This window comes from Mucilaginibacter sp. NFR10, from assembly GCF_900100445.1.
GTDB classification, from domain to species: domain Bacteria; phylum Bacteroidota; class Bacteroidia; order Sphingobacteriales; family Sphingobacteriaceae; genus Mucilaginibacter; species Mucilaginibacter rubeus.
Genome location: NZ_FMTV01000003.1, coordinates 380,895 through 393,000 on the forward strand (window position 1 = coordinate 380,895; position 12,106 = coordinate 393,000).

At 41.7% G+C, this 12,106-nt stretch carries 9 protein-coding genes; 6 read left to right on the forward strand and 3 right to left on the reverse strand.

Annotated elements, in window-relative coordinates; genetic code table 11:
• Positions 1–122: 122 nt before the first annotated feature.
• Positions 123–1,160 carry a UDP-N-acetylmuramate dehydrogenase gene (gene murB / locus BLP33_RS12765; protein WP_256382334.1) on the reverse strand — a complete coding sequence of 346 codons (1,038 nt, stop codon included), beginning with the start codon at positions 1,158–1,160 and terminating at the stop codon, positions 123–125.
• 336 nt (positions 1,161–1,496) lie between these two features.
• Between murB and BLP33_RS12770 the strand changes: the two genes are divergently transcribed.
• From BLP33_RS12770 to BLP33_RS12790, 5 genes are all read left to right on the forward strand, one after another.
• The gene (locus tag BLP33_RS12770; RefSeq protein ID WP_090528727.1) at positions 1,497–1,874 is read left to right on the forward strand and encodes a BlaI/MecI/CopY family transcriptional regulator; all 378 of its coding nucleotides are present in this window, start codon (positions 1,497–1,499) and stop codon (positions 1,872–1,874) included.
• Between the two features lie 5 nt (positions 1,875–1,879).
• Complete coding sequence (locus BLP33_RS12775) at positions 1,880–3,877, forward strand: M56 family metallopeptidase (protein ID WP_090528730.1); 1,998 nt, start codon at positions 1,880–1,882, stop codon at positions 3,875–3,877.
• An 87-nt stretch (positions 3,878–3,964) separates the two neighbouring features.
• Positions 3,965–5,653: a DNA repair protein RecN gene (gene recN / locus BLP33_RS12780; protein WP_090528732.1), complete on the forward strand. Its 1,689-nt coding sequence runs from the start codon at positions 3,965–3,967 to the stop codon at positions 5,651–5,653.
• A gap of 29 nt (positions 5,654–5,682) precedes the next feature.
• Positions 5,683–6,447, forward strand: a complete 765-nt coding sequence (locus tag BLP33_RS12785; protein WP_090528735.1) for an energy transducer TonB — start codon at positions 5,683–5,685, stop codon at positions 6,445–6,447.
• A gap of 34 nt (positions 6,448–6,481) precedes the next feature.
• A complete protein-coding gene (locus tag BLP33_RS12790; protein WP_090528737.1) occupies positions 6,482–7,294 on the forward strand; it encodes an enoyl-ACP reductase FabI in 813 nt (270 codons plus the stop codon).
• A gap of 70 nt (positions 7,295–7,364) precedes the next feature.
• Here BLP33_RS12790 and BLP33_RS12795 read toward each other — a convergent pair whose 3' ends face one another.
• Entirely contained in the window at positions 7,365–7,742 is a 378-nt protein-coding gene (locus BLP33_RS12795) for a hypothetical protein (protein WP_090528741.1), read from the reverse strand.
• A 196-nt stretch (positions 7,743–7,938) separates the two neighbouring features.
• On the opposite strand from BLP33_RS12795, the gene BLP33_RS12800 reads away from it, so the two are divergent.
• A complete protein-coding gene (locus tag BLP33_RS12800; RefSeq protein WP_175490004.1) occupies positions 7,939–9,000 on the forward strand; it encodes a carboxypeptidase-like regulatory domain-containing protein in 1,062 nt (353 codons plus the stop codon).
• A 241-nt stretch (positions 9,001–9,241) separates the two neighbouring features.
• On the opposite strand, the gene BLP33_RS12805 is transcribed toward BLP33_RS12800, so the two are convergent.
• A complete protein-coding gene (locus BLP33_RS12805) occupies positions 9,242–11,776 on the reverse strand; it encodes an ATP-dependent Clp protease ATP-binding subunit (RefSeq protein WP_090528747.1) in 2,535 nt (844 codons plus the stop codon).
• Positions 11,777–12,106 lie beyond the last annotated feature (330 nt).

Sequence of the window (12,106 nt, forward strand, 5' to 3'; positions counted from 1 at the left end):
AAAAACAGGACGTTATGAATTTCAACATTCGAGAATCAAACTTATTCAGGGAACATTTGTAACAGGAATGTTATTCAGAAGAAATTTTATTAAAAATGAAAATTCACTTTAAATAAACTTATTTAACTAATAATATTAACCTCACGTTGTAGTGTAACGCCAAATTTAGTGTACACACTGTCTATGATTTGCGACGAAAAGTTATACACTTCCTGCCCCGTAGCGCCTCCGTGGTTCACCAAAACCAGGGCCTGGTTCTTCCATGTTCCTGTGTGCCCCACGGTTTTTCCTTTCCATCCACATTGTTCTATAAGCCATCCGGCAGCCAGTTTTACGCCGCCATCAGCAGCAGGATAGTTTACCACATCAGGAAATTTAGCTTGCACCACAGCAAATTCTTCGGCACTGATCACCGGATTTTTAAAGAAGCTGCCCGCGTTTCCTATAGTTGACGGATCGGGTAATTTGGATACCCGGATATGCGCCACCACCTGCGATACATCTTTAATGGTGGGATTAACGATTCCCCTGTTTTGCAGCTCCTGGCCTATTGCACCATACTGAATATTTATATTGGGAATGAGTGATAAATGGAACTTTACCGATACTATAATATACTGTTCCCTCAGTTCGGCTTTGAAAACACTCTCGCGATAGCCAAATTTGCAATCTTCCTTACTAAACACTTTAAATGTACCGGTGGCTATTTCAAAAGCCCGGCAGGTATGAAACACATCCTTAAGTTCCACACCGTAAGCGCCTATGTTTTGTATAGGCGATGCCCCTACCGAGCCGGGAATCAGGCTCAGATTTTCGATATCGGCATAGCCGTGATCAACACAGTAATTTACCAGATCGTTCCATACCTCGCCGCCGCCTGCCTCAACATAAACGTCATTATGGCTAATGCGATGTTCTATTCCGCGGATATTCATACGGATCACCAGGCCGTCAAAATCATTAACCAGGAGCATATTGCTGCCGCCGCCAAGTACCAGTCGTTCGGTTTGCAGCCATTGTGGGTCGGCAAACAGTTCTGTTAGCTCATCTTCATGAGCTATTTCTACAAAGTAGCGGGCGCGGGTATCAATACCGAAGGTGTTAAAATTTTTGAGGGATACGTTTTCCTGTATTTGCAGCATGGTATTTTGATTTCGGATTTGGGATGTTCGATTTCGGATTTTTCTTTTTCCGAATCTATTCGGCGTAAAAGTAATTAAAAGTAAATTATTGTCTTAACCGGGATTTTAGAGGATTTGGTCTGAACTGACTTAAACGAATTTTGAGAATTTTTCGAATTGCCTTTCATTCTGATAATTCGTTTAATTCGAGTTTCAGACCATCTCCTGTAAATTCTTAAATCCTGAAAATTCTGATTCAGACAACCACTCACTTCCCCTCAACCGTTAAAATTTGTTAAATATTTTCAAAACCACTTGCAAATACGAAATTCATCGTAGATATTTGTACGAAGGAATTCGTAATAAGAGAGACAGATGGAAATTAAACCAACAGAAAGCGAACTTGAAATTTTACAGGTGATCTGGAAAAAGGGCCGGTGCACCGTACGTGAAGTTCATGAAGAGCTTGCTAAAAACAAGGATGCCGGCTACACCACTACTTTAAAATTGATGCAGATCATGCATGATAAAGGAATGGTTGAGCGCGACACCACTTCAAAAACCCATGTTTACAAGGCTTTATTCACAATGGAGCAGGCCCAAAGCAACGCTCTGGATAAAATCTTGTCTACTGTATTTAAAGGCTCCACTTCTGATTTGGTGATCCAGGCGCTTGGCCAGCACCGCGCATCAAAAGACGAGATTGACGCTATTAAAAATTTTTTGAATCAATTTGATCAGGATAAAAAATAAACGTGATGGAAAATTTATTCTATAATATAAGCCAGGTGTTGGGCGTAACTATTCTGCAATCGTTATGGCAGGGTTTGTTAGTATGGTTTGCCTTAAGGTTAGTGTTTATTTGCAGGCCGCAGTTATCGGCCATTAAAAAGCACAATTTGGCCATGGGCGCCATCCTTGCCATAAGCGCCTGGTTTATATACACGTTTATCCATCAGTTCAGGCTGCACGAGTGGATCAATTATACATCCGCCAATGCACCATCTTTATTACCACGTTTCTACCTTCCGCTGCATGAAGTAGCATTCAAACCGCAAAGCAATTATTACGAATACGTTATAAAAGGCTATCTGCCTTATATATCAGCCCTTTACTTTGCTGGTTTGGTATTTAACCTGCTTAAAGTTAGCTTAAGCTGGCAAAGGATCAGCCTGATAAAACGTACCATGGTACCCGCCGACAGGCTGCAGGACTTTGCCGATGAGCTTTGCCAAAAGCTGGGCATTACTAAAAATGTGTGGGTAAACTTTAGCCGTATGGTTGATGCCCCTTGTATGATAGGCTTTTTAAGCCCCATTATTTTGTTGCCGATAACCCTTACTACATACTTATCGGCTACCGAGGTTGAAGCCATTTTACTGCACGAGCTATCGCACATTAAACGTAATGATTACCTGCTGAACCTGATGCAGCAATTTATTTCCATACTGTTATTCTTTAATCCCTTTGCCCAATTAATTAATCGAATCATTAACCAGGAGCGCGAAAACAGCTGCGATGACCTTGTTGTGCAAACAACACAGCAACCCTTGATCTATGCACACGCGCTTTTGAAGCTTGAGCAAACCAGGCAGCAGCATTTACAGCTGGCCCTGGCTGCTAATGGCAAAAAATATCATTTATTAAACAGAATTGAACGCATCATGAAAACAAAGAAACCTATAGGCAATATCCGCCACCTGCTTGTGGCCATTGCCATAATGGCTGCCGGCGTTAGCAGCATTGCCTGGCTAAACCCCACCATAAAAGATGGCAAGCTCACAGTTAAAAAAGTTGCTGCGCCTGCCGCCTTACATGCTCTATTTGTGGAAGATACCATACGCAAGGTGGCTCCTAAAACTAAAAAACCTGTAACCTATAAAAAGAAAACCCAGGCCGAAATAGTTAGAGCCAAACAACGCCATGATTCTTTTAACTACGACGGTTTTAACGATGCTGAGCTTGAAAAACTCAGCGCCGAAGTAAACAAACAAGGCGAGCTGATTGGTAAATACTACAACAGCAATGATTTCAAAAAGCAACAGGAAATGCTTGAAGCTAAAAGCAAAGCCCTGCAGGCCTATTATAATACTGAAGGCATGGAAAAAATGAAGCTGGAAATGCAAAAAATGGGCGAAGATTTTCAAAAGGAATATGGCGAAACTTCCGAATCTAAAAAAACCAGTGAACAGATGGGTGAGATAGGCCGCAAGATCGGTGCTTATTACAGCAGTCCTGAGTTTAAAAAAATGAACGAAGAGCTGGAGAAAAAGTATGGCATTCCGCATAACCGCGGCTATAATAGCTATAATGACGACAGAGATCCTAATTACAAAAAGTACCAGGACGAGCTGCAAAGCAAGATCCCGGCTGATGTGAAGGCGCAAACAGGGCAGTTGAAAAACCTGGGCCAAAAAATCCGCAGCCGCTATGACTCGCCGGAATTTATTGCAAAAAGAAACCGTATGCAGGCCATGGGCGATAGCATCAGGATGGCCTACAACAATCCCGACATGAAAAAACTACAGGAGGATATGAGGGACATTGGCCGGCAAATGCGCGGCTTCCAGGATAGCCCTGAAATTAGAGCGGCACAACAACGGCTTAAAGAAGCCAGCAAAAAACTGCGGGACTATATGAAAAGCCCGGCCTTTAAGCAAAAAATGAAACTGTACCGCGATAAAATGGATAAAGACTTTGATTATAAGTTTGACAACGACGATAAAGAGGAGATCAAAGCCGATACAGCTGACTAAATAAATTAGCAAAAAGCATTAAAAATATTTTTTAAAGAGCCTTAATTTGTAATTTAGTGTCCTCAATAAAATGAGGACACTTTTTTTATGCTTCAAAAGCTAACCATTAATAACTATGCGCTTATCGACAACCTGGAGATAGGTTTTGATAGCGGTCTGAACATATTAACCGGCGAAACCGGCGCAGGTAAATCGATCATATTGGGTGCCCTTTCACTTATTTTAGGACAGCGGGCCGAAAGTAAATACTTTTTCAACCAGCAGAAAAAATGCGTTATTGAGGGCACTTTCAAAATCAGCGGCTTTCATTTGGCCGATTTCTTTGAAGAAAACGATCTCGATTACGAAACGGAGACCGTGCTGCGCCGGGAGATCTCGGCCGATGGCAAATCTCGTGCTTTTGTGAACGATACCCCGGTTAACCTCACAGCGCTGAAACAGTTGGGCGAAAAACTGATAGATATCCACTCGCAGCACGCTACATTGGAAATTAATGACCCGGATTTTCAATTGTTAGTAGTTGATTCGGTTGCCCGTCATTCAGATTTACTGTTTGATTATCAAACAAAATTCCGAACCTATAAAAAATCATTGAGTAAGCTTAACCAATTGATTGCCGAAAGCGACAAGGCAAAAGCCGATCTGGATTATTTCCAGTTTCAGTTTGATGAGCTGGAAAAAGGTGCATTGGTTGCCGATGAACAGGAACATCTGGAACAGGAGCTCAACACCCTTAATAATGCAGAAGAAATTAAACGCAGCCTTTTAGGCGCTAATTATCTTTTACAGGACGGCGAGGCTGCCGCATTGATCCAGTTAAAAGAAGCTGGACAGGCTTTAGGTTCGATAGAAAAATACAATCCTGCTGTTGCCGAATTACATCAGCGTATCAATAGCATTATTATTGAACTTAAAGATATCGCCGCCGAAATTGAAGGCATCGAGCAGCATACTTTTATTGACGAAGCCCGTGCCGAAGAGGTGAACAACCGGTTAAGCATGATCTACAATCTGCAAAAAAAGCATCGGGTAAATACCATCGCCGAGCTATTGCAGATTCAGGAAGAATTATCAGACAAAGTGCAGCAAGCCCTTTTTGGTGACGAAGCTATCGAAAAACTGCAAAAACAAATTGCCGCCGATAAAGCCGAACTTGAAAAGCTGGCGACGCAGTTATCAGTCAACCGCAAAAAAGCTATCCCGGATATTGAGAAGCAGGTGTTGGCAACGCTGGCCGAAATGGGGATGGGAAACTCGAGTTTGAAGATTGAGCAGACGCCCCCCCCGCCCCCTAAAGGGGGAGCTACCGAGCAAGCTCCCTTACTTACTGCTACGGGGATCGACAACATTAAATTTTTGTTTTCGGCTAATAAGGGACATGCTTTGGCCGAGATGAGCAAAGTCGCCTCGGGTGGTGAGCTTTCGAGACTGATGCTGAGCATTAAATCTATCGTAGCGCAATACACAGCCCTGCCTACCATTATTTTTGATGAGATAGATACAGGCGTATCGGGCGAAGTTGCCAACAAGGTTGGGCAGATCATGGAGCGCTTAGCCCAAAACCTGCAGGTAATTACCATTACCCATTTGCCGCAAATTGCCAGCAAGGGCCAAAGCCATTATTTTGTTTATAAGGATGACAGCGAGGCGGCTACTTTTACCCGCATTAAACAGCTGAATAATGATGAACGGGTATTGGAAATTGCCAAAATGCTAAGCGGGGATAAGCCGGGTGAGAGTGCTTTGCAAAATGCGAGGGAACTGTTGAGCGTTTAGTCAAGTGATTACATATAACCTAAACCGTGATGAGAACATTTTTATGCGCGATACTGCTGCTGGTTTCGATCAATTTATCGGCTCAAAAAAGCAAACCCGATACGGTTATTAAGCGTGACACTATTAACCTGCGTGGGTATATTTACGACAGCATGGGTAAACCCATCAGGCACATCGGTATACAATCAACAAACACCTGGATGGAAGCACCTTCATGGCACGTGGGCACTATGACCGATACTACCGGTTATTTTGAATTAAAAGGGGCAAAGTTTAATGATACTCTAACTTTTGAAGAAAGTGTGTTATATAATGCCGTCCCGGTTTATAATAAAGGTAGCAGGTATATGATCATTTACCTGGCTTCGTTACCTCCGATAGATATAACTGCTCAAAACCCTATAGCTATTACCGCTGTTCGTAAACACAAAAAAGTGACACCGATATTTAACGTAACTTACAGTACAGCTAATATTGATAAATTTAGCTTTCAAGCACCCCCAAAATTTGAAGGCGGAAACGGGCACTTTACTGAACTGATAAAACAGCAGCTACATTACCCACCCAAAGCTATTGACAATAATATTGAGGGTACTGTAACCGTAGCTTTCCAGGTTGAAAGAGACGGCTTCCCTGTTAAATTTAAAGTATTGAAAGGTATAGGTTACGGCTGCGAGGAAGTGCTGATCAACATTATCAAATCCCTCCCCCACTGGCGACCGGCGATTGAAAATGGGAGACCGGTGGCGGTGCCTCAAACTGTTTCGGTTGAATTTAAACTAACTGATAAATAATTATAACTTTGCTTCAATTATAAAAACTTAACAAATGGCTTATAATTTATTAAAAGGTAAAAAAGGCATCATTTTCGGTGCACTAAATGAGCAATCAATAGCCTGGAAGGTAGCACAGCGTGCCGTACAGGAAGGTGCTGAAATTGTATTATCAAACGCCCCTATTGCTTTACGCATGGGCGAACTCAATAAACTGGCCGAAGAATGTAACGCGCCGGTTATTGGTGCCGATGTTACCAATGGCGATGATATCAATAACCTGTTCACCAAAACCATGGAGCATTTTGGCGGCAAGGTTGACTTCATCCTGCACTCAATAGGCATGAGCGTTAACGTACGCAAAAACATCCCTTACTTTGAAAACAATTACGATTTTACCCATAAAGGGTTTGATATATCTGCATTAAGCCTTCACCGCATTTTGCAGGCTGCCATGAAACATGATGCCATTAATGAATGGGGATCGGTATTGGCTTTAAGCTATATCGCCGCTCAGCGTTATTTCCCTGGCTACAATGACATGGCCGATAACAAAGCAGTATTAGAAAGCATTGCCCGTAACTTTGGTTATGAGTACGGCATGGCTAAAAAAGTACGTGTTAATACCATCTCTCAGTCGCCAACCCGTACAACCGCAGGTTCGGGCGTAAAAGGCTTCGACGGCTTTATTGAGTTTGCCGAAAAAATGAGCCCGCTGGGTAATGCTGATGCTGATCAGTGCGCTGATTACTGCGTTACTATGTTTAGCGATTTAACCAAAATGGTTACCATGCAAAACCTTTTCCATGACGGTGGTTTTTCTTACACTGGCGTAACCCAGGCGGTTATTGACCAGATGGGGAAATAATTTCAAATGTTCTTAAACAAAAAGGAGCGTTGCGTTTGCAAGGCTCCTTTTTGTTTTGAGTTAGATTGGATTACGGCACCAATACTATTTTCACTTTTCGGGGATCTGGTTTAGCTGGCACTGTACCATCAGCATTTTGAGCATCTATGTATAACACACCATTGCCGTACTCAGCTCTAAATGTTACACCTCCATACACATTAGGCAATTGCTCATACGTCCCATTGTTATCCAGGTATACCAAAACAGCGCCATGCTTATCATAATAATCTGTAATTTCAGGAACATTTAAAGTTGATGTATATCCACCAACGTCACTATTAGCAACAAAAGCTGGTAGGGTATCAAAAATAGTGGTAGCGCTCGGGCTGGTAGTTACATATTCCTTTTTACACGATGTTGCAGCAAGTACTATAGTGCAGCAAATTAAAGTCAAGATTTTTTTCATAAAGTATTGCGTTAGTTATATAACTGTTTGAACAAAAAATTGTTCAAAGGTTTAAACGTTTTTTAAATTATTTTATTTCGGATCATCGTTTCTGAAGATTTTTTATGCGGCTATATCGATTAACTAATGTTTTAGTTTAACTTTAACTATGCGTAAGTCCTTATTGCTTTTATTGTTACTGATACCTGCGTACTGTATGGCCCAGGTAAAAATTACCGGCAAAGTAATTAACATGACCGATACCAGGCCCGTGCCCAATGCCAGTGTGTTTTTAAACAATGCCCAGGTAGGCAACAAAACGGCTGATGACGGTACTTTCACCCTCAGCAACGTAAAGCCCGGCAAGTATGATTTCATTATATCTATAGTAGGTTATGAAACCTACACTTATAGTTTGCAGGCGGGCAGTACCAATATCAACCTGGGTACCATCAGCATTATCCCCAAAACTTTTCAGTTAAATGAAGTAAAGATCAGGCCTGATCCTAACCGTGAAAAATACTATGCTATTTTCAGGCAGCAATTTTTAGGCTATTCGGACAATGCCGCCAAATGTAAAATCCTGAACTCAGATGTGCTTGATTTCGATTATGATGAAGCTACCCGAATCCTAAAAGCTACTTCTCACGATTTCCTAAAGATTGAAAACAAGGCTCTTGGCTATAGGATAAAGTACAAACTAACCAACTTCAATTACAACCCGGCAAAAGCTATGTTGTATTATGAGGGAATCTCCAACTTCGAAGACCTGAAGGGAACCGAAAAACAAAAGCGTAAATGGCGTAAAGAACGACAATCAGCGTACCTTGGTTCATATATGCATTTCTATCGGTCGGCTATAAAAGATAGTCTCACACAAGAAAACTTTGTTGTGATGCGCCTGATCCGTAAACCCAATCCAAATTACCACGGTGGCCTCAATAATAAATACCTGCAAAGTCTTGTCAATAAACCCTTAGACAGGGCCGACTTTTTCAAGCTAACAGACCAGGAAGGCTTATTTGCTATAGGATTTACCGATTGCCTGTATGTTATGTATACTAAAAAAGGCCAAGCCCCTTCAGATAATACCGTACAGGCTTTTAATATGCCTAACAATGCCACAACCATTATTTCTTTCGATGAGCCATATGCCTTTTTTGATAACAATGGTATTGTAGCTAACCCTCATTCGGTAATCTATGAAGGTGACTGGGGCATAAGTCGCGTTGCCGAAATGTTACCGGTTGATTATGAGCCGGTGGTGGAAAAGAAGTGAGTCTGAATCAGAATTTTCAGAATTAAAGGATTTACAGAATATTGTCTGAACTCGAATTAAACGAATTGAGTGAATTATCAGAATGAAAAGGCAATTAAATAAATTCTTAAAATTCAAAAAATTCGAGTTCAGACAAAAATCCGATTAATCCCAAAAATCCACTAAAATCCCGGTTCAGACAGCAAACAAAACCCCGTTCCAAAAGAAACGGGGTTTTAATATTACTCACAGTACTGCAAAATTACTTTTGCTCTTCCTGCTCTGGCTTTTTGCTTTCACCTTTCCTGTCGGTAATTTTGATCTCCTTGGTTTCGGTATCAAAATCAACTACCATTACGTCACCTTCGGCTAATTCACCTTTAAGGATCTCTTCGGCAATTGGGTCTTCCAGGTATTTCTGGATGGCACGCTTAAGCGGCCTCGCACCAAACTGCGAGTCATAACCTTTATCGGCAATAAACTCTTTGGCAGCTTCGGTAAGCTCGATTTTGAAACCTAAGCCATTTACTCGGCTAAACAGGTAAGCAAGCTCGATATCGATGATCCTGAAGATCTCTTCTTTACCTAATGAGTTAAATACGATAACATCATCAATACGGTTCAGGAACTCAGGGGCAAATGCACGTTTCAATGCATTCTCAATAACACCGCGTGAATGGCTTTCGGCCTGTAAAGTTTTAGCATTAGTGCTGAAACCTACGCCCTGGCCAAAGTCTTTCAACTGACGGGCACCGATGTTTGATGTCATGATGATGATAGTATTCCTGAAATCAACCTTACGGCCTAATGAATCAGTCAACTGACCTTCATCCAACACCTGTAACAGGATATTGAATACATCAGGGTGAGCTTTTTCGATCTCATCCAATAACACTACGGCATAAGGTTTACGGCGTACTTTTTCAGTTAACTGTCCACCTTCTTCGTAACCTACATAACCCGGAGGCGCACCTACTAAACGAGATACCGCGAATTTCTCCATGTACTCGCTCATGTCAATCTGGATCAGGGCATCTTCAGTGTCAAACATAAAGCGGGCAAGCTCTTTCGCAAGCTCGGTTTTACCAACACCTGTAGGGCCCAGGAAGATGAATGAACCAATAGGTTTTTTAGGATCTTTCAAACCAGCACGGGTACGTTGTATAGCGCGGGTAAGCTTTTTGATCGCTTCATCCTGACCAATGATCTTGCTGGCAACAGTATCGCTCATATGCAACAGCTTTTGACTGTCGGCTTGGCCTACACGTTGTACAGGGATGCCGGTCATCATTGATACTACTTCGGCAACGTTGTCTTCAGTTACAGTATAGCGTTTTGATTTTGTTTCGGCTTCCCAAACAGCTTTTGCCTGGTCAAGCTCAACTAACAAATTCTTTTCGGTATCACGTAACTGGGCAGCTTCCTCGTATTTCTGGCTGCGAACAACTTTGTTTTTCTCAATCTTGATCTGTTCTATCTTTTGCTCAATATCTAAAATGTTTTGAGGCACATGGATATTGGTTAAGTGAACACGTGAACCTGCTTCATCAAGCGCGTCGATAGCCTTGTCCGGTAAAAACCTGTCGGTGATGTAACGGGTAGTTAAGTTAACGCAAGCGTTGATTGCTTCAGGAGTATAAGTAACACCGTGGTGTTCTTCATATTTATCCTTAATGCGGTTCAAAATCTCGATAGTTTCTGTCGGCGTGGCCGGCTCAACCATTACTTTTTGGAAACGACGGTCCAAAGCACCATCTTTTTCAATGTACTGGCGGTATTCATCTAAAGTAGTTGCGCCAATGCATTGTATCTCTCCCCTCGCCAAAGCTGGTTTGAACATATTTGATGCATCAAGCGAACCTGAAGCACCACCAGCACCTACAATAGTATGGATCTCGTCAATAAATAAAATTACATCAGGTGATTTTTCCAGTTCGTTCATTACCGCCTTCATACGCTCTTCAAACTGACCACGGTATTTGGTACCTGCCACCAATGAGGCTAAATCAAGTGTAACTACACGCTTATTGAACAATACACGTGATACTTTGCGCTGAACAATGCGTAATGCAAGCCCTTCGGCAATGGCCGATTTACCTACACCAGGCTCACCTATTAATATAGGGTTGTTCTTTTTACGGCGCGATAGAATTTGTGATACCCTTTCGATCTCTTTTTCACGACCGACAATAGGGTCAAGCTTGCCATCTTCGGCGGCGCGGGTTAAATCGCGGCCAAAGTTATCAAGTACCGGTGTTTTTGATTTAATGTCAGATACTTTTTTAGGCTGGCTAAATGATTCTTCTTCTTTAAAATCATCATCACCGCCTGTAGGTGATCCCGGCATTTCGTCAGTAACATCGTTTTTATGCGATTCAACTTCACCCTTAAATACCTCGTAGTTTACATTAAACTGTACCAGTATTTGTGAGGCGATGTTGTCCTCATCGCGAAGGATAGACAGCAGCAGGTGCTCTGTACCAATCACATCGCTCTTAAATATTTTGGCTTCCAGATAAGTTATCTTCAATACCTTCTCGGCCTGTTTTGTTAACGGGATGCTGCCGATATGTACGTTTGTTCCAATAGTTCCCTTTACTGCATCCTCAACGGCGCGGCGAAGTTTTGCGGTATCAACGTTCAATCCCTTCAGCAATTTAATTGCTACACCATCCCCATCGCGGATAAGCCCAAGCAAAAGATGTTCTGTACCAATATAGTCATGCCCAAGGCGTAATGCCTCTTCCCTGCTATATTGAATAACATCCTTTACCCTCGGCGAAAATTTAGCTTCCATATATACCTTTCTAATTATTGAACGCCCTAATGTATAAATTATGTTTTTACAAATTACGACGCCTGTTTACTTTCATCAACAATATTGCCAACATTTAATGCTTTGCAGAAACAGACATTGTAATGATACGCAATGTATCAAAGTTTGGCATCAATCAACAGTTTTTATCTGAAAAGCCTGCTAACAAGCATTTTTTTTACAATATACGAACGAAACTTACCTGTTTGATATAAATATCTTAAAAAAGTTTAAACAAATTTCAAATATTTAATAACATTTCCACCATTTAAGGCATTTCGTCATAAACATGACAATTAGGCATTAGCCAGA

What these genes read in the sequence shown, in the direction of transcription:
- BLP33_RS12770 (WP_090528727.1), top strand. Translation starts at nt 1,497, where the DNA reads ATGGAAATTAAACCAACAGAAAGCGAACTTGAAATTTTACAGGTGATC.
- BLP33_RS12790 (WP_090528737.1), top strand. Translation starts at nt 6,482, where the DNA reads ATGGCTTATAATTTATTAAAAGGTAAAAAAGGCATCATTTTCGGTGCA.
- BLP33_RS12795 (WP_090528741.1), bottom strand. Translation starts at nt 7,742, where the DNA reads ATGAAAAAAATCTTGACTTTAATTTGCTGCACTATAGTACTTGCTGCA.
- BLP33_RS12775 (WP_090528730.1), top strand. Translation starts at nt 1,880, where the DNA reads ATGGAAAATTTATTCTATAATATAAGCCAGGTGTTGGGCGTAACTATT.
- recN (WP_090528732.1), top strand. Translation starts at nt 3,965, where the DNA reads ATGCTTCAAAAGCTAACCATTAATAACTATGCGCTTATCGACAACCTG.
- BLP33_RS12805 (WP_090528747.1), bottom strand. Translation starts at nt 11,776, where the DNA reads ATGGAAGCTAAATTTTCGCCGAGGGTAAAGGATGTTATTCAATATAGC.
- BLP33_RS12785 (WP_090528735.1), top strand. Translation starts at nt 5,683, where the DNA reads ATGAGAACATTTTTATGCGCGATACTGCTGCTGGTTTCGATCAATTTA.
- BLP33_RS12800 (WP_175490004.1), top strand. Translation starts at nt 7,939, where the DNA reads ATGGCCCAGGTAAAAATTACCGGCAAAGTAATTAACATGACCGATACC.